We start from the raw sequence: 23,604 nt of genomic DNA on the forward strand, positions 1-23,604 counted from the left end.
AATAATAAGTTTAAGTAAAAATTAGGTATTATATTGACTATTTTGAAAAAGCCCATTAGAACATGTATTGTTTGTAGAGGTAAATTTGAACAAAACTTGTTGCTAAGATTTAAATGTAAAGATAAGAAACTTCAAGCCTTTGACAATATGGGACGAAGTTTTTATATCTGTAAAGAGTGTATTTCATTTTTAGAAGATGAAAACATTAACTCTAAAAATTTGAAAAAACTTGAAAAAGCACTTTTTAGAGAGTGTAAAAACAAAGATAACTACATAGGACAACTTAAGGAGATTTTAACGCATGTCAGATAACGTAAGAGTATATGAAATTGCTGAAGAAGCAGGAGCTAGTAGCACAGAAGTGATTGCTAAAGCTAAAGATTTAGGAATAGAACTTAAATCACCTCAAACAGCAGTTTCATTTGAAGATGCAGAAGAGATAGCAAACTACATAATGACTGGTAAAAGTTCGAAACTTGCTAAAAAACCAGCTGCTAAAAAAGTAGTAAAGAAAAAAGAACCAGTTGAAAAAGAGACTGAGTCTAAAGAAGAACCAAAAAAAGAAGAAGAACCAAAAAAAGTTGAAACTTCAGAGAAAAAAGTAGAAAAAGAAGAAGAACCAAAAAAAGAAGAGCCAAAAGAAGAAAGCGTTAAAAGTGTGGCTCCTAAAAGAGTTGTTCCTAAAAGAAGAGGGCTAAAAATTATTAAAAAGAAGAAGCCAAGAGAAGAGCCAAAAGAGCAAATCCAAACTTCTTCTTCATCTATTGAGGGTCAACCTAAAAAAGCAATGAAGTCACTTAGTGAAATTTTAGGTGGAAATGATAAATCAGAAGATAAAAAAGAGACTCAAGCTCAAAAAATAGCTAGAAAAAAAGAGAAAAAGAAACAACCTCCTAAAGCACATGACCATGGTAAGGTTATTGAATTAGAAAGAGGTTCTCAATCAGACTTCTCTAATGCAAGTGATGAATCATTACTTGGTGAAGAAGTTGTTTTATTAGATATGGACTTATCTGAACCTTCAAAATTCTTAGAAGACAACAAACCTAAAGAAAACAATAAAAAACAAACTAGATCTTCAAGACCTGCAGCATTTGGTAATAGACCACAAGGTTTAAAAAGAAAGAAAAGAAAGAAAAGAATTAAAAGAACTGAAGAAGAAATTGAAATTACTGAAGTAACTATTCCTGAAGATGTAAGGGTTTATGAGTTTGCTGAAGCTTGTGGAAAATCTGCATCAGAAGTAATCACAGTATTATTTAGTCTTGGAATGATGGTTACTAAAAATGACTTCTTAAAACAAGACGAATTAGAAATTCTTGGTGAAGAATTTGGTATTGAAGTAACTGTTAAAGATGCTTTAGAAGATGCAAACTATGTTGAAGATTATCAAGAAGAAGAGATTGATGAAAGTAACTTTGAAACAAGACCTCCTGTTGTTACAATTATGGGACACGTTGACCATGGTAAAACTTCATTATTAGATAAAATTAGATCTTCTAAAATTGCTTCAGGTGAAGCTGGTGGAATTACTCAACATATTTCTGCATATACAATTAAACAAAATGGCCAAAAGATTACTTTTGTGGATACTCCAGGTCACGCCGCGTTCTCTGCTATGAGAGCAAGAGGTGCTGAAGTAACTGACGTTGTAATTATTGTAGTTGCAGCTGATGATGGTGTTAAACAACAAACTGAAGAAGTGATTTCTCATGCAAAAGCATCTGGATGTCCAATTATTGTTGCAGTAAACAAAATTGATAAAGAAGCAGCAAACATGGATATGGTTAAAGCTCAAATGGCAGAGAGAGAAATGACTCCTGTTGATTGGGGTGGAGATATTGAGTTTATTGGTGTATCTGCTAAAACGGGAGAAGGAATTGATGATTTATTAGAAAACATTCTTTTACAATCAGAAATTTTAGAACTAAAAGCTGACCCAACTGCAAAAGCAAAAGCAACTGTTGTTGAATCATCTTTAGAAAAAGGTAGAGGACCTGTTGCAACTGTTATTGTTCAAAATGGTGAACTTAAAGTTGGTGACAACATTGTTTGTGACACTACATTTGGTAGAGTTAAAGCAATTACAAACTGCCTTGGTAAACAAGTTAAATCTTTAGGACTTTCTGAAACAGGTTCTGTTCTTGGATTAAATGAAGTTCCAGCAGCTGGTTCGATTTTAGTAGCACAAGAGTCTGATAAAGAAGCTAGAGAGATTGCTACAACTAGAGCAGAACATGCAAGAGCAAAAGAGTTATCTAAATCTACAAAAGTTTCTTTAGAAGAGATGAGTGGATTAATTGCAGAAGGTAAAATCAAACAACTTCCAGTAATTATTAAAACTGATGTTGGTGGTTCATTAGAAGCAATTAAAGGTTCATTAGAAAAAATCCAAAATGAAGAAGTAAAAGTAAAAGTAGTTCACGCTGGTGTTGGTGGAATTACTGAGTCTGACTTAATTCTTGCTGGTGCATCAGAAGGGTGTGTAATCTTAGGATTTAACGTAAGACCTACTGGTTCTGTTAAAAATAAAGCAAAAGCAGATGGTATTACTATTAATACTTACTCTATCATCTATGACTTAATTGATGATGTTAAAGATACTCTTTCTGGTATGATGAGTGCAGTTATTAGAGAAGAAAATACTGGACAAGCAGAAGTTAGAGATACATTTGTTGTTCCAAAAATTGGAACAGTTGCAGGATGTTTCGTAACTGATGGTAAAGTTATCAGAGGTGGACATGCAAGAATTATTAGAGATGGTGTTGTAACTTACACTGGTAAGATTTCATCTCTTAAAAGATTTAAAGATGATGTTAAAGAAGTATCAAATGGATACGAGTGTGGTATCATGTTTGACAAATTCAACGATATCAAAGTTGGAGACTTCATTGAAACATTTATTCAAATTGAAGAAAAAAGAGAAATTGAACTGTAAAAAGGCAGCTTAATGAAAAGTATTAATCTTCAAAGAACTGAATCATTACTGATGGAGCTTGTACCTGAAGCTCTATCAAGTATGAATGACGATAGAATCCGATCTCTTCCTATCACTGGTGTAAATTGTAAAAATGGAAAATATGATGCAATTGTATATTTTGATGGAAGTGACTTCGAGGATAAGGAAATACCAGGTGTAGTTTCTGCATTAACTAAAGCAAGTGGTAGAATTAAATCATATGTTTTAAGTGCAACTGGTTGGTATAAGTGTCCTAACTTTAAATTTGAAAATGATAAATCTTTAGAGAAATCAAAAAATATTGAAGATTTATTTAGAAAAATTGAAAAAGATAAAAAGAGTGACTCATGAATTTAGAAGAATCAATTGAAATTGCAGTACAAGGTTGTGGTGCAGAAGTATATGATATTGTATCTTTAAAAGAGAATGATATGAATATCTTTAGAGTTTATGTTACAGCTAAAGAGGGAATCAACCTTGATAAATGTGCAGAAATCTCTAGAATGATATCTCCAATTCTAGATTTAGATGAACCAATGAATGGTAAATATAACTTAGAAGTTAGTTCTCCTGGAATTGAAAGAAAATTAAAAAATCCAAGACACTATAAAGCTTCTATTGGTGATAAAGTTAAGCTAAAAGATTTTGATAAAGACACTATAAAAGGTGAATTATTATCAGCAGATGATAATGAAATTAAAATCAAAACTGAACATGGTGAAGAGATAATTTCATATGATGAAATATCTTCAGCATCTACTTATTTTGAATGGTAGAATAAATTTTAAATAGTTAAAAAAGGAAGTTGATTTTTCAGCTTCCTTTTTTTTTACTTTAGAAAAGAGAACAATGAAAATAGATGATAATTTTTTTATGAAACTTGCGATTGATGAAGCCTGGAAATATCAGTTAATGACTTATCCTAATCCAGCTGTTGGCTGTGTTGTTGTAAAAGATGGGGAGATACTTTCTATTGAAGCTCATAAAGAAGCAGGAATGCCTCATGCAGAAGTAAATGCACTTAAAGCTGCATATCTTAAAAAACATCCAAATGATATTTTAAAAGCAAAAACATCGAGCCATGATATTCATGATTATCTAATAAAAAATCATAAAGGTTTTTTTGAAGATTGTACAGTTTATGTAACTTTGGAGCCATGTAATCATATAGGTAAAACACCTGCTTGTGCTAATTTATTAAAAGAAATAAAACCTAAAAGAGTTGTAGTAGCTCACGAAGATATAAATAAAGAGGCATCTGGAGGCTGTGAGACACTAAAGTCATCTAATATTGATGTAAACCTTGGATGCATGAAAAAAGAAGCTTATGACCTTTTATATCCATTTATCAAGTGGACAAATGGAACTTTTATATTTTATAAGATGGCTCAAACATTAAATGGTTGTATTGATGGAAGTATCTCTTCTAATACAGCTAAAGCTTATGTACATACATTAAGAGATAAAATTGATTTAATGCTTATTGGTGGAAATACAGTAAGAACTGATAAACCAACATTAGATGCTAGATATATTGCAGGACGAGCTCCTAATATTATGATTTATACAAAGAACAAAGTCTTTGACAATAATATTCCTCTTTTTAAAATACCTAATAGAGATGTAATTATAAGTGATGATTTATTTAAACTATTAGACTATAAATTCATTATGGTTGAGGGTACTTATAACTTAATGGAAAGTCTAAAAGAGAAGATTGACTATATTGTTTTACTTGTAAGTCCTAAGATTAGAAAAGGTGTAAATGCTTTAAATGATATTGATATGGATTTTGAGATTGTACATGAGAATTATATAGGTGAAGATAAGATAATTTATCTAAAAAGAAAAGGCTAGATTAAAAGCCATCTTTTTAGCAATCTCTTCGTCAAATAAGAAAATTTAATCAGTCATTTACTACAGTAAACTCCTTCTATTCCTTGACCTTACTTAAAAATATGGCTTTTAGATATTTTTGAATATAATAAAAAAAATGATTTTGGAGGAAGTTTGACAAATCTAAAAAAAAGCAAAATAAATGAAATATTAAGTGAATTTAATGAATCTAAGTATTTTACTATTGATGATTTTATTTTTGAATTTCCTTCATCTGGAAGAGTTTTATGTAAGATTAAATTTGTTGCACATGATGATTGCCATTTTACATTAGAAGAAAAAAGCTATCAAGTTAAGCAGAAAAGTGCATTTGTTTTAGCAGATGCAAACTATATAGATAAAGAAACATTATTTATTACAGTGTCTCCTGGTGATTATAAAAAAGAAGATTGTCTTAAAATTAATGATTTTCATTCTGTACCATTTAATATTAGAAATTGGATTCAAAGAATTGATACAGAACTAAAAGAAATAAATAATAATTTTAATATTGATAATATATCTGAATTAATAAAAACTGAACTTGATAAAAATATTATTGATGAAAATGAAAGATTTACATTAGAAGAAATAGAAAATATGATTATTAAGCTAGATAGACTTGAAGAAAAAGTAATCAAATTAGAAAAAGAAATTTCCAAAGAAGATAGTGAAAAAATTCATTCAGTTATTGAAGACAGTAAAAACAATTTAACAAAATATCCTAAAAAATCTTGGTACCTCACAACATGGAATAAGTTTAAAAATTTAGATAATAAATTAAAGGTATTAATAGGTTTTAAAGATTCAATAACAAATATAATAGATTGGTTTAAATAGGTTAAGATTTAGTGTAGAAAAAAAGATAGAGATTTTGAAGAGTATAAATTTTTAGATAGTTCATCTCACAATGTCTTGCTTCGTTTCACTTAGCTTCGACAATACGCTCTAGCGAGCTAGTTCACATCGGCTTCGTATGTTTTCTCTTAGAAAACAAATACTCAGCTTAAATAGCTAAAAGAGTGAAATTATTCACTCTTTTTTAACGCTATTTAACTTTCTCTAGGTATTCCCCAGTTCTAGTATCACATTTGATAACATCACCTTCTACTAGGTGGAAAGGAATCTGTACAACAGCTCCACTTTCTAAAGTAGCAGGTTTTTTACCACCTTGTGAGTCACCTTTGAAGTTAGGTGGCGTTTCTACAATTTTAAGTTCAACAGTCATTGGTGGTTCAACAGTAATAGCATTACCATTGAAGAACATCATATCAACATTCATTCCATCAATAATCCATTTTTCAGCATCACCAACTTGGTCATATGTTAAACCAATTTGCTCATAAGTATTTGCATCCATGAATTGTAGCATTTCACCATCATCATATAGGTATTGCATAGTTTTTTGTTGTAAATCTGGAGTAGTACATTTGTCTCCTGCATGGAAAGTTTTTTCAATAACTTTTCCATTTAGGAATGATTTGATTTTACATCTTACAAATGCAGCACCTTTACCAGGTTTTACGTGTTGGTATTCAGTAATTTTATAAGGAACACCATCAAGTTCAATTTTTAGACCTTTTTTAAGTTCACTCATTGAAATATTTGCCATTGCTATTCCTTTTATACTTCTGCATAAGCTACAGCAATTGCAGCTTCAAGAGTTTTAATTTGATCTAATACTTTATGATTAATAGATTCATCTACTAAGATAACTGCTAATGCAGAATCTTTTCCTCTTGCTAATCTAAAGTCTGAGATGTTAATTTTGTTATCTCCTAATAGTTTACCAACTTCTCCAATTACACCAGGAACATCAGTATTTCTCATAATGATTAACTTTCCTTTTGGCTCAATATCAAAGTCAAAACCATTTAGTTCAACAATTCTTTGTACATCTTCATCAAATACAGTACCAGAAATAGTATTTACACCTTTTTCTGTAGTGATTTTGATAGTAACTTTATTGCTGTATCCTGTGCAGTGATTTACTTCACAAGTATCAAATTTGATACCTTTTTCTTCAGCAATAAATTTAGCATTTACATAGTTGATTTCAGCAGCATCACTAGATGCAGTTAAAGCTCCAACTGTAGCAAATGTAGATAAAGAGTCAAGATACTCTTTAATCTCTCCGTGAGCACACACAGAAATAGATCTAATAGCAGATTTATCTGTTTGAGCAGCTAAATATGCCATTTTTTGAGTTAACTCAATATATGGTTTTACAAATGAAGGAATTTTACTCTCATCAATAGGTAAGTTAAGAGCATTTGGATATGCAATTCCTCTTGCAGACTCAATTGCATTTTCAGCTGCTTGAGTAGCAATTTTCTTTTGAGATTCTTTTGTATTTGCACCTAAGTGTGCAGTTACAGTTACATTGTCTAAATCTAAAAGAGGGTGGTCAATTGCAGGCTCTTTTTTGAATACATCAATACCAGCCATTGCAATTTTTCCAGATTTTAAGTTATTAACTAGTGCTTCTTCGTTGTATAAACCACCTCTAGCACAGTTGATTAAAATAACTCCATCTTTCATTTTAGCAATTTCTTCTTCACCAATCATATCAAGAGTCTCTTGATTTTTTGGAGTGTGAATAGTAATAATATCACAAGCTAAGATATCATCGAAGTTTGTTGTATAATTAATACCTAAATCAGTTGCTTTTGTTGAAGGAATATAAGGATCGTATGTAACAACATCCATTTCAAAAGATTTAGCTCTTAATGCAACTCTATGTCCAATGTTACCAAATCCGATAACACCAAGTTTTTTACCATAAAGCTCATTTCCATACCAATCTTCTCTTTTCCAGATTCTATCTTGTTTTAATTGGTTATGTGCGTAAGGAAACTTTCTCATACAAGACAGCATGTGAGCCATAGTAAGCTCAACTGCTGCAATTGTATTTGCAGTTGGAACGTTCATAGCAATGATTCCTCTTTTGCTACAACCTTCCATATCTACGTTATCATATCCTACACCAGCTCTAATAATTGCTTTAAGATTAGTTGCTGCGTTTAAAAACTTTTCATCAACATCTGTTGAAGATCTAGTAATAGCAACATCAGCATCTTTAATAACATCTAAAAGTGCTACTTTATCAATGTCTGCTGCATATACATAGTTGATATCTTCAGTGTTTTGTAAAATGTTTAAACCATCTTCATGAATGTGATCACAAACTACGATTGTATGTTTACTCATTTGTACAAATCCTTATTTAATTTGGTCTTTTAGTAAATCACCTAATGTCATAGACGTATCATCATTAACTGCTTTTAGAACTTCTCTTTCTTGTTGTTGCTCTAATCTTTTTACAGATAATCTTACTCTATTTTTCTTAGTGTCGATATTTACTACTACTGCTTCTAATTCGTCACCAACATTAACTTCTTCAACATTTAATGGACCAAAGTCTTCATTTCTGATTAGACCATCTAAGTTGTCATCTAATTTAATGAAAATTCCGAAATCTTTTTTATCTTTAACAGCACCTTTTACGATGTCACCAATTTTGTGTTCATTTTGGAATTTTTTAGCTGGAGATTCAGAAATTTCTTTAACTGATAAAGAGATATTTTCTTTTTCTCTATCAATCTTGATAATTTTAACTTCAACTTCGTCACCTTTTTTATAAAGTGATTTACATTTAGCATTTGATTCCCAAGAAGCTTCTTCATTGTGTAATAATCCATCTACTTCACCAATTGTAACGAAAGCACCAAAATCAGTTAATGTAGCAACTTTACCTTGAATAACATCACCAACTTTGTTCTCTTTTACAAATTTAGCAAATGGTTTTTCTTGTAAGTTTTTAAGAGATACTCTTAATCTTTTTTTGTCAACATCTAGTTCAATAACTTCAACATTAACTTCTTCACCTAATGTTAATAAATCTTTTGGATTTTTTAAGTTTTTGTTCCAAGAAATTTCAGAGATATGTAATAGACCTTCAATATCATTTCCTAAATCAACAAACGCACCATATGATTCAAAGTTAGAAACAGTAACAGTAATTGTATCACCAACTTCTAATTCATCTTTGATTTCATCCCAAGGATTTGGTAATGCAGCTTTAATAGATAATGATAAGTGTTGTTTAGCTTTATCATAAGATAATACAACAACAGATACTTCATCACCTTCGTCATAGTAATTTGCAGGGTTAACAGGCCCTTTGTAAGAGATTTCATTGTAGTTTACTAAACCATCAATTCCACCTAAATCAATAAACATACCATAAGAAGTGATTTTTTTAACGATACCGTTTACTGGCTCGTTTTTCTCTAAGATTTCATTTACTTTAGAATCTTTTTCTAACTTAGACTCTTCAATAAGTTTTTTTCTAGAAACAATGATTGAGTTTTGAGCTTCGTTTACTTTTAAAACTTTAGCTTTAACTTTTTTACCAATTGCTCCGTGAGTTTTTAAGTAAGATTGTGCCATTGGCATGAAGTATTCTAATCCAGAATCATCTTCAATAATAAATCCACCTCTGTTTTTAACAGAAATGATTTTACCTTCAATTGTTACATCTTCAACATTCTCACCATGTTCTTTTACAAAGTTATCAAATTTTTCTTTTTGTAAAACTTTTTTGTAAGAAATATTTGGTCTTTCACCTTTATTTCCCATTAACATAACAGAGATTGTATCACCAGCTTTAAATTGAACTTCACCACCAATTGTGATTTCTGAAAGGTTTAATCTACCTTCAATCTTTTGTCCAACATCAACAAGTACACTATCATTAGTAATTTCTACAATTACACCATCAACTACAGAGTTATTTTCAGCATTCTCAAAAGACTCATTAAGCATTTTCTCAAAATCAAAGTCTTCACCTAATTCAATATCATCGATACCCATTTTATTCCTTCGTATTAACCGTTTTATTATAAATGGCTATGATTATATCTAAATTTTACTTAAACAACTCGCTTAATATTTTTCTATTTCGTTAACAACTTCTTGAATAATCCAATCAGGTGTACTAGCCCCTGCTGTTATACCACAAAGTTCTTTGCCTTTAAACCAAGAAGAATCAAGTTCTTTGGCATTTTCTATTAAATATGAATCTTTGCAGTTATCTAAACAAATATGATGTAATTGTTTAGTATTTGAAGAGTTCTTCCCTCCAATAATTACCATTACATCTACTTCTTTTGATAGTTCTCTTGCTGCATCTTGATTTTCAAAAGTTGCATCACAAATTGTATTAAATACTCTTACTTCTTTGTTTTTTAGAATAAGTTTATTTACAATCTCTAAGTAAATCTCTTTTTTTCTAGTTGTCTGTGCAACAGTTGCAATTTTGTCATATTTGAAGTTCAAATTATCTAGTTCATCAGCAGTTAAAATCACATGTACATCATCTTGGTCCTCACCATATGATTTCACACCTTTAACTTCTGGATGGTCTTGGTCTCCAAAGATTAAAATAGAGTAGTTTTCAGCAGACATCTTCTTTACAATTTGCTGAGGAGTGGTAACAAAAGGACAAGTTGCATTTATAACTTTTGCATCTTTTTTTCTTAAATCTTTTAAGTCATTCTTTGGAATACCATGTGTTCTAATTATAATAGTATCATTAGGTTTTACATCTGTTAGATTGTTATATAAACCTACATTGTAGTCAGTTTTTAGTCTATCAATTTCATTTTGATTATGAATTAGTGGTCCCATTGTTGCAGAATCTTCATATTTTTCTGCAATTTCAATTGCTCTTTTTACTCCAAAACAAAAACCATAGCTTGATGCTAGTTTTACTTTCATTTGTATCCTTTTTTGATGTCCCCATCAAAAAAGGGACCTTCATTTTTTAATATAAAGAGTCAAGGATTTCTTTGAAGTTTGGAAATGATGTTAAAATACAATCAACATCATTTATTTCCATATCACATAAAGTACCAGCAATTGCAAAGCTCATTGCAATTCTATGGTCTCCATGAGAGTCTATAGAGGCTTTAGTTATTGTTCCACCTACTATCTCATAGCCATCTTCAAATTCAGTGTAAGTAACACCGCATTTTTCAAGGTTTGAAACAACAGATTTAATTCTATCTGACTCTTTAACTCTTAACTCTTTTGCATTTTTTACCAATGATTTTCCATTTGCAATTGACATAGCAATTGAAAGTGCTGGAAGTTCATCAATTAACCAAGAGATATTATCTTCAACCACAACACCATTTAGCTCTTTGTGTTTTACTTCAATATCTCCAATAGGCTCATAAATATTCTCTTTTTCTATAAAATTAACTTCTGCACCCATTCTTTTTAAAACTTGGTATGCTTCAATTCTAGTAGGATTTAAAGATACATTTTTTATTACAACTCTTGAGTCTTTTGTAATTGCAGCAGCCACTGCAAAAAAGAACCCAGAACTAGGATCAGTTGGAACTGTAATATTTAATGGCTTTAAATGACCTTCTAAAGGATGAATATTTATAAACCCTTCATCATCTGTCTCTAACTTAGCTCCCATACCTTTTAACATTCTTTCTGTATGGTCACGTGTTAGTTCATTTTCTTTATATTTTGAAATACCATTAGCTCTTAAAGCTGCTAGTATCATTGCTGATTTTACTTGGGCAGAATCTACAGGCGAGATATAAGTAAAAGGATCTAACTCTTTAACTCCTCTAATAAATAAAGGAGCTTTATTCCCTTCTTCTCTACCATCAATCTTTGCACCAATACTTCTTAGTGGGTCTGCCACTCTTTTCATTGGTCGCTCTTTTAGATATTTATCACCTGTTAAAGTAAAAGCACCATCAATAGAAGCTAAAAGTCCACAAAACAGTCTCATTGCAGTTCCTGAGTTACCACAATCAAGAATATCTTTTGGCTCAGTTAGTTTATCTGTTGGTGTAATTTCTACAGTAGAACCATCACGTGTGATTTTAGCACCTAATTGTTCTACTATACTTAAAGTATTTAATGTGTCTTCTGCTGTAAGGTAGTTTTTAATATATGAAGTTTCATTAGAAAATAGTGAAAACATTGCACATCTATGTGATATTGATTTATCACTTGCAATTGAGTCAATTTCTATGTCAAAAGGCTTAGATAGTTTTTTAATGTCAAATGTTTCCACTTTTATTTCCTTATCTTAATTCAATATTTAATTTTTCTTTTAATGCTTCTAAAATACTATTCATTGTAGAAGTAATATCTTCTTCTTCAAGTGTTTTTTCATCGTTTTGAAGAACAAATCTAATAGTTAAACTCTCATTTTCACCTAAGTTTTCATCATTGTAGATATCAATTAGGTTATATTGTTTAATTGTGTTGTTTTCTAAAGAGTTAATTACATCTTTAATTTTCTTAAACTCCATATCTTTTGGAACAATAAGACTTAAGTCTTTTTTAGAAGCTTGGAATTTAGAGTAGCTCTCTACTTTGATTAAGTTATTTGCAATTGCTTCAAAATCAATCTCTGCAATGAATGTATCACTTAAATCATATTCAGAAGCTACACTTGGATGTAATTTTGAAATAAATCCTACACTTTGACCATCTACAATTACATTTGCACTTTGGTATGGGTGAATTAAATCATTAGAAATTTTTTCCATTGGCTCTAAATCAAATTTTCCAACTGTATTTAATACTTTTTTAGAGAAAGAGAAGAAATCAATATTTTCTGGCTTACCAGAATTTGAAATCTCTTCAAGCTCTTTTTGTCCTGAGAATACGAAAGAAACAACAGTTTTTTCTTCTCTTTTTAAGTTGAATATTTTTCCAATCTCAAAGAAGGCTGCTGATTTAAATCCAAGTTTTGAGTTATTTGAACAAGCTTCAATAAGGTTTAATGAAATAGTTGTTCTAAATGTATCTAACTCTTTAACAATAGGATTTAATAAATCTAAACTCTCTTGAACTGTTGGAAGAGAGTATTTTGTTAATTTTTCTCTATCTGCAAAAACATAAGTTACAGTTTCAAAGAAACCATTTTCAATAGCTTTAGCTCTCAATTTGTTTTTCTTAACTAAATCATATGAAGTTTTGTTTACTCTATTTACTTCATCAATTGCTAAAGGTTTTGCTTGAATGTTATCAATACCAATAATTCTAACAATCTCTTCTGTAACATCTGCAATATTTTTAATATCGTGTCTGTAGTGTGGAACTTTAATAGATAAAACATCTGAAGAGTTATCTTTTACTTCAAATCCTAAACCACTTAAGATTTTATCAATATTTGCTTTTTCTACGTCTTGACCAATAATTGCATTAACTTTTTTAACACTTACATCAATAGTAGTTTTTTCTTCATAGTCAACTAGTGCTTCATTTCCATTGTAAACTTCTGCACCACTTTGAGAGATTAAAGAACAAAAAGATTTCATTCCAGTTTCAATATCTGGTTCACTACCTCTTGAACTTCTGTAATAAACATCACCAGTCTCTTTTTTTGTTTCAAATACTTTTTTTGCTAAAAGTTCAGGGTTGATATATGAAGCTTCAATAATATACTCTTTGTCTTCACTAATTTCACAGTGTTCAACACCTACAGTACTTAACTTCTTCTCACCAATAATTACATCAAAACCTTGTTTGTCTTTTTGGATATGAATTGTTGCTAAACCTTTAATATCTTCAGCATCTTTTTTTGCATAAGCATTTAAAATAACACCAGTAGTATGAGTAATATAACTTAAAGCATCAACTAAATCATTCTCTTTAAATTTATCAATTGCCCCAACTCTTAATCTTTGTAATACTGGTAAAGTGAAGTTTTCTGAGTTAATAACTGTATAGATATATTTAGATTCGATTGTACTTAAACTCTCTACTTCTAAAATTTGTCCAATACCTAAATCATTGTAATTTATTTTGAATTCTTGCTCTTTAAAAGCAATAGAATAAAATGCAGATAATTCTCTAGCAACTCCATTGATACTTAGACAGTCACCTCTATTTGCAGTTAATTCAATTTCAATAATATCATCATTTAAAAGAGGGTAGTCTTTTAACTCTTTTCCAACTTCTAATTTACCAATTGATTCATCAAGTTCTAAAATTCCATCATTTAATTTAGGTAAACCTATTTCAGTAGAAGAACAAATCATACCATTTGATTCTACACCTCTTAGTTTTGCCTTTTTAATTTTGAAACCTTCACCTAAGTTACAACCAACAACTGCAACAGGAACAAATTGTCCTGCATCTACATTTTTTGCACCACAAACAATTTGAACAGTTTCATTTCCAATATCAACTTGACAAATATTTAATTTATCAGCATCTGGGTGTTTCTCTTTTTCTAAAACTTTACCTACTACAATATTAGAAGGCATTCTTTGTTCTTCAACACTATCAACTTCTAATCCAATAGAGTTTAAAGTTTTACAAATATCTTCTGTTGATATTTTTGAAATATCAATATATTCTTGTATCCACGATCTTGTTATTATCATTTGAACTGTCCTAATAATCTTAAATCACTCTCAAATAGAGATCTTAAATCACCAATATTATGAATTAGCATTGCAAATCTTTCAACACCTAATCCAAAAGCATATCCTGATTTATTTTCGTATCCAACTGCTTTGAATACATTTTGGTCTACTACACCACATCCAAGTACTTCTAACCATCCTGTGTGAGAACATACTCTACATCCATCACCTTTACAGAATACACATGAAATATCTACTTCTGCAGATGGTTCTGTAAATGGGAAGAATGATGGTCTAAATCTAACATCAACGTCACCAAACATATGATGTAAGAACTCTACTAATACATGTTTTAAGTTTGCAAATGAAATCTTATCTGCATCATCAACTACTAATGCTTCAATTTGGTGGAACATTGGCGTATGTGTTAAGTCAAAGTCTCTTCTAAAAACTGTACCTGGTGCAATCATTCTGATTGGAGTTTGTTGACTTAACATAGTTCTAATTTGTACAGGAGAAGTGTGTGTTCTTAATAAAGTATAATCTTTATTATAGAATGTATCTTGCATATCTCTTGCAGGGTGATATTTAGGAAGATTTAATGCTTCAAAGTTATGGAAGTCATCTTCTACTAATGGACCTTCTTCTACTGCAAAGTTAAGGTTTTGGAAATATTGAATAATTCTATCCATTGTTAAAGAAACTGGGTGAGCTGCACCACATGTTAACTCGTTGTTGAATTTTGTTACATCAATTTTTTCTTCTTTTAATTTTGCTTCTAGTGCCTGTTGTTCTAAAATCTCTTTTTTAGCTTCAAGTGCTTCAGTGATTTCAGCTTTTTGCGTATTTAAATTTTCAGCAAAAGCTTTTTTCTCTGGTCCTGGAATATCTTTCATCTTTGCAAATTGTGCAGGGATAATACCTTTTTTACCTAAAGTTTCAATTCTTAAATTCTCTAGAACTTCAAGTGAATCAGCATTACTAATTTTATCAAGCCATTCTTTCACTTTTATTCTCCTGTTGTTTATTTATAAAGGTTTGGATTATACTTTAAAATTTATTAGAGTTTGGTTATAATATTTTTTAAACTAAAAAAGGTGAATATATGTGTATTTTTTGCAAAATAGTTAAGGGTGAAATACCTAATCAAACTATCCTAGAAGACGAGAATTTTTTAGCATTTAATGATATAAATCCAGCTAGAAAAGTTCATGTTCTTATTATCCCTAAGGAGCACTATGATTCATTTGATGTAATTCCTCCAAAAATTATGGCAGGTATGACTGAGTTTATGCAAAAAGTTGCATCTAAATTAGGTATTAGAGAAAGTGGTTATAGATTAATTACAAATATTGGTGATGATGGTGGACAAGAAGTTCATCATTTACATTTTCATATGATTGGTGGGGAGCCTGTAGGTAGGCTAGTTAGAGACTAAAAGTTGTAGTTTAACTACAACTTTTAAGAAAATATTATTTAGCTTCGAACTTTCCTAAGTTCATAAGTTTTTCATATTTCTTTTCGTATCTTTGAGCTGGTGTTAGTTGTTTTAATTCAGCAAGTGAAGTTAAAAAATAATCACCTAATGCTTTAATAGCGTCTTCTTTTTTTCTATGAGCACCAATAAGTGGCTCTTTAATTACATCATCAATTAAACCAAGTTCTTTTAATGACTCAGCTGTAATCTTTAATGCATTTGCTGCTGTTTCAACTTTTGCAGGGTCATTCCATAAAATTGCAGAACAACCTTCAGGAGAAATAACTGCATAAACAGAGTATCTCATCATTGCTAATTTATCAGCAACAGAAATAGCAAGTGCACCACCTGAACCACCTTCTCCAATTACAACTGAAACAGTAGGAGTTTTTAGTTCAGAAAACTCATAAAGGTTTCTAGCAATTGCTTCAGATTGGTTTCTTTCTTCTGCACCAATTCCAGGATATGCACCCGGAGTGTCTACAAGCATAAGAATCGGTAAGTTAAACTTTTCAGCTAATTTAGCTGCTCTTAAAGCTTTTCTATAACCTTCAGGACTTGGCATACCAAAGTTTCTTTTTAACTTATCTTTTGTCCCTCTACCTTTTTGCTCTCCAATAACTACTACTTTTTCATTTCCAATATATCCAAGGAAACACACAATAGCATTGTCATCATCGAAGTGTCTATCACCATGAATTTCATAGTAATCTGTCATAAGACCCTTGATATAATCCATTGCATATGGTCTATCAGGGTGTCTAGCTAATTGAAGTTTTTGATAATCACTAAGGTTTTTAAATGTCTTTTCAACCTCTTTTTCTAACTTTTTATCCAGTATTTCTACTGCATGTTCGTCATTTTTTGTTTTTGCAACTGTGATATCTTCTTCAATTTTTTTTATTTTGTCTTCAAAATCTAAGTAAGTTGCCAAATAATTTCCTTTTTGAAAAAGTGTTTAAACTCTATATTACTTTTCTAGTTTTCTGAATATTACAGAACCGTTAGTTCCACCGAAACCAAAGTTATTACTCATAACAGTATTTAACTCTACTTTTCTTGCAGTATTAGGAACGTAATCTAGTTTACACTCTTCATCTTGGTTTTCAATATTAATTGTTGGAGGAATAATTCCTTCATTTAGTGCTTTGATAGTAAAAATTGCTTCAATTGCACCAGCTGCACCTAAACAGTGACCAACTTGACCTTTTGTAGAAGTTACAGGAGGACAGTTTTCAAGTCCTTCAAATAACTCAACAATTGCTTTAGACTCATTTACATCTCCAACAGGAGTTGATGTACCGTGAGCATTGATATAGTCAATTTTAATGTCTTCACCAGTATTTGCTTTAGCCATAGCTAATGCAGCTTTCATTGATCTTAGTGGACCATCCATAACAGGAGCTGTAATGTGATTTGCATCACCTGATTCACCAAATCCAATTACTTCACAATAGATTTTAGCACCTCTTTCTTGTGCTGATTCTAATGTTTCAAGTACAAGTGCACCAGCACCTTCTCCCATAACAAAACCATCTCTATCTTTATCAAATGGTCTTGAAGCACTTTGTGGATCATCATTTCTAGTAGATAATGCTTTCATTGCAGCAAATCCACCAATTCCAGCACCACAAATAGCACTTTCTGCACCAACAACTAATACTCTATCAGCACCATTTGTTGCAATAGTTTTAACTGCATCTGCTAAAGCGTGTGTTGAAGCTGCACAAGCTGTTACGTGAGATAATGAAGGACCTTTTAGTCCATGCTCAATTGAAATAAATCCACCTAACATATTTACTAATGAAGAAGGAATGAAGAATGGTGAAATTCTTTTTGGTCCTCTGTTAGCACAAGTTACTGAGTTTTTCTCAATTGTTGATAATCCACCGATTCCTGAAGCTGAAATAACTCCAAATCTTTCAGAAATTGATTCATTAACTTTTTTATCTTCAGCACTGATGTATCCTGCATCATCCATCGCTTCATAAGCTGCTTTTATTCCTAATTGAATAAATCTATCAGCTTTTTTAACTTCTTTTTTATCCATTACAGTAGTTGGGTCAAAATCTTTAACCTCACCTGCAAATTGAACAGAATATTCACTAGCATCAAACAGTGTAATTTCATTGATTCCACATTTACCATTTACTACGGCATTGAAAGAATCCTCTACATTGTGACCTACTGAATTAATTGTTCCTAAACCTGTTATAACAACTCTTTTCATTAAATATGCTCCAAAAATAAGTATTTAAATAATTCAATTCTTAAAATATTTATTAAAAATTCAACAATTAAAATAAAAAATGTTAAAAAAAAGCCAGTATAGAATACTGGCTTAAATTATAAGAATAGCGTATTAATTACGCGTTATCTTCGATGTATTTGATAGCATCAGCAACAGTTAAGATACCCTCTGCATCTTCGTCTGGAATCTCGATATCGAACTTCTCTTCTAACGCCATAACTAATTCAACAACGTCTAATGAGTCAGCACCTAAATCTTCAATAAATTTAGACTCTTCTTTAACTTCTGCAGGATCACAATCTAGTTGCTCAACTACTACTTCTTTTACATCATCAAATAATGCCATATTCTTTTCCTTTTTTAAAATTATCGCCAAATTATACCATAAAAAGATTTAATAAATCTTTTTTAAACGTATAATCCACCATTTACTTTTAGTATTTCACCTGTAATATACGATGAATGATCACTCAATAAAAATGCTACTGCATCTGCAATTTCTTTTGGTTGTCCAAATCTACTTAGAGGGATATTTCTCTCATATTCAGCTTTAACTTCATCTTTTAATTCATCAGTCATATCTGTTTGAATAAAACCTGGAGTTACTGCATTATATCTAATACCTCTAGCTGCAGCTTCTTTTGCAAATGATTTAGTCATTGCATTTAATCCACCTTTAGAAGCAGAATAATTTGTCTGACCTGGGTTACCCATTTCTCCAACAATTGAAGAGATGTTTACAATAGAACCAAACTTCTTTTTACCCATAGCTTTTAAAGCACCTTTACATCCAATAAATGCAGATGTTAAGTTTGCTGCAATAACATCGTTGAAATCTTCAACAGACATTCTTAGTGCTAATTTATCTCTTGTAATACCAGCATTATTAACTAAGTATGAAAGTTGTCCATCTGCATCTACAATTGTTTTAATTGCAGCAGTGAATTCATCTTCTTTAGTTACGTCAGCTTTAACTATTGCAGCTTTTCCACCAGCAGCTTCAATCTCTTCTTTGATTTTTTCAGCAGCTTCCGCTCCACTTCTATAGTTAATCCAAACTTTTAAACCAAAACTAGCAAGAGTTTTTGCAATCTCTGCACCAATTCCTCTACTAGCACCTGTTACTAATACATTAGAACCTGTAAAATTCATAAATTAAATCCTTAAAATAGTTTCCAATTAAAAGAAAACCTTTTATTTTTGACTTCTAAAGAGAACAACAAGTTGTTCTTTATATTAAAGACAGATTATATCTAAAATATTTTAAACACCTCTTTTATTGTCCCAAACTCTTATATGAAGTCTATCGCAATACTTATATCCATTTTCAATTGAGAGGTTAATAACGGCCTCACTATTTTCATTTATTTGTTTTGCTGTATCTCCCATTGGCATTAAGTATACATCTACTTTTGGTAGTTGAGCTGTTAGCTCTTTTATCTCTTTGCTAGCTTGTTCTTTAAAGTCTTCATCAATAACAAATTTTAAGTAAGAACCATCTGTTTCATTGATGATTTTTGTTAGTGTATTTATATTAATTCTTTTCTTTAAAGGTTCTAAAGAGTTTGATAGTTTTACACTCATAGAAAATAGTATTTGTTTCTGATAAGTTTCAGTTAAATCTATATTTAATGAGCCATTAGTTTCAATAGTTACTTTATAATTATTCTCTACATAATGCTTTAATAAGTTTTGAAACTCTTCATTTTTCCAATATAGAAGAGGTTCTCCACCAGTAATAACAATATCAATTTTGTAGTTAGGTTCAAGTTGTAAAACATCTTTGATTACATCTTCTGCAGTCATCTTTTGCCATTGGTCTTTAAATGCCATATCTACAGCATAATATGAATCACATGAGCATTTTTTAATGCCACTTGGCGTTTCATACTCTACGCTGAAACCTTCACATCTAAAGTTACACTTCCCAAGTCTTATAAAAATAGAAGGAGTACCAACTAGTTTTCCTTCTCCTTGAATTGTAGGACCAAAGATTTCATTAACTTCAAGCAAAGACATGACTTTTGCTTTTTGGAGTTTCTGCAAACTCTACACTTGAAACTTTAACTCCAAGTTTTTGCATTTTTTTGCTTGCTATTTCTAAAAACCAAGCTGATAGATTTTCACTTGTAGGTACAAAGTCAACTATTACATATCCTTCATACATCTCTTTTATATGACTCTGCTCATCTTTAATTTTATCTATATTAGGAATATAATAACCCTCTTCAAAATGAATTAAATCCTCTTTTTTTATGTGAGGAAGTAAAGTAGGGTATAGTGGGTCATTTATATCAAGAATAAATTTATGGTCTAATACATCATCTAAAAACTGTTTAAACCAGTTTAAGTGTTTAAAGTCTGTAACCATTCCATCTTTTAATTTTTGAGCTTCTAAAAAAATCACAATTTTACCTTGATGTCCATGCAGGTGTCTACACTTTAAACATGGATCTAGTGAATATTCACTATTTAAAGTTTGAGACCAAACTCTATGTCCATAACAAAAATCAAATGATTTTGAAATTTTCCACGTCAAAATTTATCCCTTGTATTTTATTGGGTCAGTTGAGTTGGCTTTTTTAAACCCATTTAGCCTTAGTCTACAAGAATCACATATACCACAAGCAGCTTCTTCTTCCTTGTAGCATGACCAAGTATGTTTTAATGGAACATCTAACTCTATAGATTTCTTTACTATTTCATCTTTCATTAAATGAACTAATGGAGTTTTTATCTCTATTTTTGTTGACTCTTTTGTTCCTTGGTTAATTGCATTAGTCATTTTATAGATAAAGTCATCAGTACAATCTGGATAACCAGAACTATCTTCTTCAACAACTCCAATGTATAATGCACTTGCTTCTTCTTTTTCTGCAATTGCACTTGCAATAGAAAGGAAAATTCCATTTCTAAAAGGTACATAAGTTACAGGAACACCATCTTCAACTCCACTTGTTGGAACATCTATGCTATTATCTGTAAGAGCACTAGCACCGATTTGTGTGAAGAAAGGAATATCAATTTCATATTTTTCTTTAATTTGTAAATCTTCACAAATATCTCTAAAGGCTTGAAGCTCTCTTTTTTCTGTTCTTTGTCCATAGTTAAAATGAACTGCAATAATCTCGTAACCATCATTTTTTGCTATATATGAAGCTAAAGTAGAGTCCATTCCTCCACTTAAAATACAAACTGCTTTTTTTGATGTACTACTCATATGTTATAAAATCCTTATAATCTTTTCTAAAAAATTTCCAATTTATTGGTAGAAGTTTAACTATTGCATCTTTTTTTAAAGATGAGATATCTTCACTAAGTGCTATCATACAGTTACTTCTACTTAAGGTAGATACCATTCCTGGAAGTCTTTTGTCTTCTGGAAAGAAATACTCTCCATCAAATAAACCTGGAATTATAGTAATTCTTCCTTTTTTATTTTTTAAATCAGTTCCTAATTTTGCATTTATTGTTCCATGAAAAATTGAATTAGAACCTAAAAGTTTTTGAAGTAGAACTTTTCCAAAAACTTCAAAAATTAAAGCTGAAGCAAGAGGATTACCTGGTAAATTTAAAATAAAGGTATTTTCTATTTTTCCAAAAATAGTTGGCTTACCTGGTTTTATTTCAATACCTCTAAAAATTTGTTTAAAATCTAAACTTAAAAATGCCTCGTTTGTAAAGTCAGCATCTCCAACAGAAACTCCCCCAGAAGTAACAATTAAATCAGCATCAAGTGAGTTTTTTATTAGCTCTTGTAATGATTCAATTGAGTCCCTTGCTTGACCTATAAAAGTTACATCACAATTAAACTCTTTGCATCTTGTTAAAAGAGTAGGGGTATTTGAGTTATAAATTTGATGGTCTTCTATTTTTTCATAGTGAAGTTTTAACTCTTCACCACTTGCAAAAACAACTACCTTTGGTTTTTTATAAACATTTATGTATGAAATACCCTGAGAACTAAGTAGTGTAATATCAGCAAAATTTATTTCATCACCTTTACTTAATACTTTATCATCAATATTTACATCTTCACCTACAAATCGTATATGAGAGTATTCTTTTAAAGTTTTATCATTTATTAGAACATTTCCATTATCTAAAACTGTGCAATTCTCTTTTGGTGCTATAACATTTACATCATCAGGAACAACTGCTCCTGTCATGATTTTTATGCAAGTTGCTTCTTTAAGAGTGATATCTTTATTATCACCTGCAAAAACTGTATCGATTATATTTAGTTCTTTATTTATATCTTCAAATCTAAAGCCATAACCATCCATAGCAGAGTTGTTAAATCTTGGAAGTGCCAACTTCGCATTTATGTCTTGGGCACAAATTCTATTTATAGATTCTTCTATTGGGATGATTTCAAATTTAGGATTTACTATTAATTCTGAGATTGTTTTTAATGCATTATCTACGCTTAATGCCATGGAGATCCTTTTTTACTAATACCTTATGACAATTAAGCTATAATACCCAAATTTTTTAAAAGTGAGTTTAACATGGAATTAATGAGTGATGCCGTAGTCACACACGTATTTGCAGTATATTTCTTTTTAGCGGTTATGCTATTTAATTTATATTCAGTAACAACTACAAAAGAGTTTTTACCTTTAGCAAAAAGATTAAAGTTTATGACTCCTTTATATCATCTTACAAATGCTATTGTTATGTATACAGGTGCAATTGTATCTGCTTATGCACAACATTTTTCTTTTACTGTTGTAATTATGATTGCAGCAGCAATATTTTTATTAGTGATTGAGATTAAAAGATATAAAAAGATGAGAGTTATTAAGACAACTGATATTCAATTACAAGAAGAGTTTAAAGTATATGCAAAGAAAATATATACAATTGAAATAGCAGTTTTAGTTTCTGTTTATATGATTTCAAAGATATTTTAAATGCAGTTTACTTATCACCAAGAAGCTTCACAAGAGTTTTTAACTGTTGATAATGAAACTTATAAGTATTTATTTAAAGCTAGACGTCATAAAATTGAAGATGAAATATACTTTAGAAATTTAGATGATAAAAATATCTACCTTTATAAAGTTATTGAAATCAGTAGAAAAGATGCAAGACTACAACTTGTATCTTTTGAAGAAAGAATTGTAGAAAATGATAAAAAGCTACACCTTGCTTGGTGTGTTGTTGATCCTAAGACAGTTGAAAAGAATATTGCTTCATTAAATGAATTAGGACTAGAAAAAATTACATTTATATATTGTGAGTATTCACAAAAAAACTTCAAGTTAAACCTTGAAAAATTAGAAAAAATACTACTTAACTCTTCTTCTCAATGTGGAAGAAGTTCTATCATAAAATTAGAAATTTGTAAATCTTTAGATGAGTTTTTATCAGTAAATAAAAATGTTTATCTTTTAGATTTTTCAAAGCAGAATATAGAGACTAAAAAAGATGAAATAGAAACTTTATTATTAGGTTGTGAAGGTGGTTTTTCAGAAACAGAAAGAGAAACTTTTGATACTGATAAAATAGTTGGGTTTAATTCAAATTTGATTTTAAGAAGTGAAACAGCTGCAATAAGCGCAGTTTCTAAGATTATTATATAAGTTTAATAAAAAGATAAACTTTAAAGTTTATCTTCTTATTT

The 23,604-nt window shown here is 30.3% G+C and carries 24 protein-coding genes; 9 read left to right on the forward strand and 15 right to left on the reverse strand.

Annotation, left to right across the window (positions count from 1 at the left end):
• Positions 1 to 33: 33 nt before the first annotated feature.
• From CRV03_RS11325 to CRV03_RS11350, 6 genes are all read left to right on the forward strand, one after another.
• On the forward strand, positions 34 to 312 hold the full coding sequence (locus CRV03_RS11325) for a DUF448 domain-containing protein (protein WP_129085257.1): 279 nt from the start codon (positions 34 to 36) through the stop codon (positions 310 to 312).
• Entirely contained in the window at positions 302 to 2,938 is a 2,637-nt protein-coding gene (gene infB / locus CRV03_RS11330; protein ID WP_129085258.1) for a translation initiation factor IF-2, read from the forward strand. Before CRV03_RS11325 ends, infB begins: the two co-directional genes overlap by 11 nt.
• 12 nt (positions 2,939 to 2,950) lie before the next feature.
• Positions 2,951 to 3,310 (forward strand): 30S ribosome-binding factor RbfA, encoded by a 360-nt coding sequence (gene rbfA, locus CRV03_RS11335; protein ID WP_129085259.1) that lies wholly within the window; start codon positions 2,951 to 2,953, stop codon positions 3,308 to 3,310.
• The gene (rimP, locus tag CRV03_RS11340; RefSeq protein WP_129085260.1) at positions 3,307 to 3,735 is read left to right on the forward strand and encodes a ribosome maturation factor RimP; all 429 of its coding nucleotides are present in this window, start codon (positions 3,307 to 3,309) and stop codon (positions 3,733 to 3,735) included. The genes rbfA and rimP overlap by 4 nt, the downstream gene beginning before the upstream one ends.
• A gap of 73 nt (positions 3,736 to 3,808) precedes the next feature.
• On the forward strand, positions 3,809 to 4,816 hold the full coding sequence (ribD, locus tag CRV03_RS11345) for a bifunctional diaminohydroxyphosphoribosylaminopyrimidine deaminase/5-amino-6-(5-phosphoribosylamino)uracil reductase RibD (RefSeq protein WP_129085261.1): 1,008 nt from the start codon (positions 3,809 to 3,811) through the stop codon (positions 4,814 to 4,816).
• A 153-nt stretch (positions 4,817 to 4,969) separates the two neighbouring features.
• Positions 4,970 to 5,674, forward strand: coding sequence for a hypothetical protein (locus CRV03_RS11350; protein WP_129085262.1), 705 nt, complete (start codon positions 4,970 to 4,972; stop codon positions 5,672 to 5,674).
• Positions 5,675 to 5,882: 208 nt separating this feature from the next.
• Here CRV03_RS11350 and efp read toward each other — a convergent pair whose 3' ends face one another.
• The 7 genes from efp to pheS all read right to left on the reverse strand — a co-directional run bounded on the left by efp (position 5,883) and on the right by pheS (position 15,254).
• Positions 5,883 to 6,446, reverse strand: coding sequence for an elongation factor P (gene efp, locus CRV03_RS11355; RefSeq protein ID WP_129085263.1), 564 nt, complete (start codon positions 6,444 to 6,446; stop codon positions 5,883 to 5,885).
• An 11-nt stretch (positions 6,447 to 6,457) separates the two neighbouring features.
• On the reverse strand, positions 6,458 to 8,044 hold the full coding sequence (gene serA, locus CRV03_RS11360; RefSeq protein ID WP_129085264.1) for a phosphoglycerate dehydrogenase: 1,587 nt from the start codon (positions 8,042 to 8,044) through the stop codon (positions 6,458 to 6,460).
• Positions 8,045 to 8,056: 12 nt separating this feature from the next.
• Positions 8,057 to 9,709: a 30S ribosomal protein S1 gene (locus tag CRV03_RS11365; RefSeq protein WP_129085265.1), complete on the reverse strand. Its 1,653-nt coding sequence runs from the start codon at positions 9,707 to 9,709 to the stop codon at positions 8,057 to 8,059.
• 72 nt (positions 9,710 to 9,781) lie between these two features.
• On the reverse strand, positions 9,782 to 10,615 hold the full coding sequence (locus CRV03_RS11370) for a 4-hydroxy-3-methylbut-2-enyl diphosphate reductase (RefSeq protein ID WP_129085266.1): 834 nt from the start codon (positions 10,613 to 10,615) through the stop codon (positions 9,782 to 9,784).
• A 46-nt stretch (positions 10,616 to 10,661) separates the two neighbouring features.
• Positions 10,662 to 11,939, reverse strand: coding sequence for a 3-phosphoshikimate 1-carboxyvinyltransferase (aroA, locus tag CRV03_RS11375; RefSeq protein ID WP_129085267.1), 1,278 nt, complete (start codon positions 11,937 to 11,939; stop codon positions 10,662 to 10,664).
• A gap of 10 nt (positions 11,940 to 11,949) precedes the next feature.
• The gene (gene pheT, locus CRV03_RS11380; protein WP_129085268.1) at positions 11,950 to 14,265 is read right to left on the reverse strand and encodes a phenylalanine--tRNA ligase subunit beta; all 2,316 of its coding nucleotides are present in this window, start codon (positions 14,263 to 14,265) and stop codon (positions 11,950 to 11,952) included.
• The gene (gene pheS / locus CRV03_RS11385) at positions 14,262 to 15,254 is read right to left on the reverse strand and encodes a phenylalanine--tRNA ligase subunit alpha (protein WP_129085269.1); all 993 of its coding nucleotides are present in this window, start codon (positions 15,252 to 15,254) and stop codon (positions 14,262 to 14,264) included. Before pheS ends, pheT begins: the two co-directional genes overlap by 4 nt.
• A gap of 98 nt (positions 15,255 to 15,352) precedes the next feature.
• Here pheS and CRV03_RS11390 point away from each other — a divergent pair, with 98 nt between their 5' ends.
• Positions 15,353 to 15,685, forward strand: a complete 333-nt coding sequence (locus tag CRV03_RS11390; RefSeq protein WP_129085270.1) for a histidine triad nucleotide-binding protein — start codon at positions 15,353 to 15,355, stop codon at positions 15,683 to 15,685.
• A 34-nt stretch (positions 15,686 to 15,719) separates the two neighbouring features.
• On the opposite strand, the gene accA is transcribed toward CRV03_RS11390, so the two are convergent.
• The 8 genes from accA to CRV03_RS11430 all read right to left on the reverse strand — a co-directional run bounded on the left by accA (position 15,720) and on the right by CRV03_RS11430 (position 22,414).
• Positions 15,720 to 16,658 carry an acetyl-CoA carboxylase carboxyl transferase subunit alpha gene (gene accA / locus CRV03_RS11395; protein WP_129085271.1) on the reverse strand — a complete coding sequence of 313 codons (939 nt, stop codon included), beginning with the start codon at positions 16,656 to 16,658 and terminating at the stop codon, positions 15,720 to 15,722.
• 36 nt (positions 16,659 to 16,694) lie between these two features.
• On the reverse strand, positions 16,695 to 17,954 hold the full coding sequence (locus tag CRV03_RS11400) for a beta-ketoacyl-ACP synthase II (protein ID WP_129085272.1): 1,260 nt from the start codon (positions 17,952 to 17,954) through the stop codon (positions 16,695 to 16,697).
• A gap of 136 nt (positions 17,955 to 18,090) precedes the next feature.
• Positions 18,091 to 18,321, reverse strand: a complete 231-nt coding sequence (acpP, locus tag CRV03_RS11405; RefSeq protein ID WP_114839973.1) for an acyl carrier protein — start codon at positions 18,319 to 18,321, stop codon at positions 18,091 to 18,093.
• Between the two features lie 62 nt (positions 18,322 to 18,383).
• Positions 18,384 to 19,127 carry a 3-oxoacyl-ACP reductase FabG gene (fabG, locus tag CRV03_RS11410; RefSeq protein ID WP_129085273.1) on the reverse strand — a complete coding sequence of 248 codons (744 nt, stop codon included), beginning with the start codon at positions 19,125 to 19,127 and terminating at the stop codon, positions 18,384 to 18,386.
• 111 nt (positions 19,128 to 19,238) lie between these two features.
• The gene (locus CRV03_RS11415) at positions 19,239 to 19,994 is read right to left on the reverse strand and encodes a 7-carboxy-7-deazaguanine synthase QueE (RefSeq protein WP_258239078.1); all 756 of its coding nucleotides are present in this window, start codon (positions 19,992 to 19,994) and stop codon (positions 19,239 to 19,241) included.
• The gene (locus CRV03_RS11420) at positions 19,981 to 20,514 is read right to left on the reverse strand and encodes a 6-carboxytetrahydropterin synthase (protein WP_129085274.1); all 534 of its coding nucleotides are present in this window, start codon (positions 20,512 to 20,514) and stop codon (positions 19,981 to 19,983) included. Before CRV03_RS11420 ends, CRV03_RS11415 begins: the two co-directional genes overlap by 14 nt.
• A 3-nt stretch (positions 20,515 to 20,517) precedes the next feature.
• Positions 20,518 to 21,195 (reverse strand): 7-cyano-7-deazaguanine synthase QueC, encoded by a 678-nt coding sequence (gene queC / locus CRV03_RS11425; RefSeq protein ID WP_129085275.1) that lies wholly within the window; start codon positions 21,193 to 21,195, stop codon positions 20,518 to 20,520.
• On the reverse strand, positions 21,188 to 22,414 hold the full coding sequence (locus CRV03_RS11430; RefSeq protein ID WP_129085276.1) for a molybdopterin molybdotransferase MoeA: 1,227 nt from the start codon (positions 22,412 to 22,414) through the stop codon (positions 21,188 to 21,190). Before CRV03_RS11430 ends, queC begins: the two co-directional genes overlap by 8 nt.
• Positions 22,415 to 22,486: 72 nt before the next feature.
• On the opposite strand from CRV03_RS11430, the gene CRV03_RS11435 reads away from it, so the two are divergent.
• Both CRV03_RS11435 and CRV03_RS11440 read left to right on the forward strand, forming a co-directional pair.
• Entirely contained in the window at positions 22,487 to 22,891 is a 405-nt protein-coding gene (locus CRV03_RS11435; RefSeq protein ID WP_129085277.1) for a hypothetical protein, read from the forward strand.
• Positions 22,892 to 23,563 carry a 16S rRNA (uracil(1498)-N(3))-methyltransferase gene (locus tag CRV03_RS11440; protein WP_129085278.1) on the forward strand — a complete coding sequence of 224 codons (672 nt, stop codon included), beginning with the start codon at positions 22,892 to 22,894 and terminating at the stop codon, positions 23,561 to 23,563.
• The last annotated feature ends 41 nt before the right edge of the window (positions 23,564 to 23,604 follow it).

The organism is Arcobacter sp. F155, from assembly GCF_004116455.1.
Taxonomy (GTDB): Bacteria; Campylobacterota; Campylobacteria; order Campylobacterales; family Arcobacteraceae; genus Halarcobacter.

What these genes read in the sequence shown, in the direction of transcription:
- CRV03_RS11430 (WP_129085276.1), bottom strand. Translation starts at nt 22,414, where the DNA reads ATGGCATTAAGCGTAGATAATGCATTAAAAACAATCTCAGAATTAATA.
- CRV03_RS11365 (WP_129085265.1), bottom strand. Translation starts at nt 9,709, where the DNA reads ATGGGTATCGATGATATTGAATTAGGTGAAGACTTTGATTTTGAGAAA.
- CRV03_RS11370 (WP_129085266.1), bottom strand. Translation starts at nt 10,615, where the DNA reads ATGAAAGTAAAACTAGCATCAAGCTATGGTTTTTGTTTTGGAGTAAAA.
- infB (WP_129085258.1), top strand. Translation starts at nt 302, where the DNA reads ATGTCAGATAACGTAAGAGTATATGAAATTGCTGAAGAAGCAGGAGCT.
- rbfA (WP_129085259.1), top strand. Translation starts at nt 2,951, where the DNA reads ATGAAAAGTATTAATCTTCAAAGAACTGAATCATTACTGATGGAGCTT.
- queC (WP_129085275.1), bottom strand. Translation starts at nt 21,195, where the DNA reads ATGAGTAGTACATCAAAAAAAGCAGTTTGTATTTTAAGTGGAGGAATG.
- CRV03_RS11435 (WP_129085277.1), top strand. Translation starts at nt 22,487, where the DNA reads ATGGAATTAATGAGTGATGCCGTAGTCACACACGTATTTGCAGTATAT.
- serA (WP_129085264.1), bottom strand. Translation starts at nt 8,044, where the DNA reads ATGAGTAAACATACAATCGTAGTTTGTGATCACATTCATGAAGATGGT.
- CRV03_RS11400 (WP_129085272.1), bottom strand. Translation starts at nt 17,954, where the DNA reads ATGAAAAGAGTTGTTATAACAGGTTTAGGAACAATTAATTCAGTAGGT.
- efp (WP_129085263.1), bottom strand. Translation starts at nt 6,446, where the DNA reads ATGGCAAATATTTCAATGAGTGAACTTAAAAAAGGTCTAAAAATTGAA.
- pheT (WP_129085268.1), bottom strand. Translation starts at nt 14,265, where the DNA reads ATGATAATAACAAGATCGTGGATACAAGAATATATTGATATTTCAAAA.
- CRV03_RS11390 (WP_129085270.1), top strand. Translation starts at nt 15,353, where the DNA reads ATGTGTATTTTTTGCAAAATAGTTAAGGGTGAAATACCTAATCAAACT.
- rimP (WP_129085260.1), top strand. Translation starts at nt 3,307, where the DNA reads ATGAATTTAGAAGAATCAATTGAAATTGCAGTACAAGGTTGTGGTGCA.
- fabG (WP_129085273.1), bottom strand. Translation starts at nt 19,127, where the DNA reads ATGAATTTTACAGGTTCTAATGTATTAGTAACAGGTGCTAGTAGAGGA.
- ribD (WP_129085261.1), top strand. Translation starts at nt 3,809, where the DNA reads ATGAAAATAGATGATAATTTTTTTATGAAACTTGCGATTGATGAAGCC.
- CRV03_RS11440 (WP_129085278.1), top strand. Translation starts at nt 22,892, where the DNA reads ATGCAGTTTACTTATCACCAAGAAGCTTCACAAGAGTTTTTAACTGTT.
- acpP (WP_114839973.1), bottom strand. Translation starts at nt 18,321, where the DNA reads ATGGCATTATTTGATGATGTAAAAGAAGTAGTAGTTGAGCAACTAGAT.
- CRV03_RS11415 (WP_258239078.1), bottom strand. Translation starts at nt 19,994, where the DNA reads ATGTCTTTGCTTGAAGTTAATGAAATCTTTGGTCCTACAATTCAAGGA.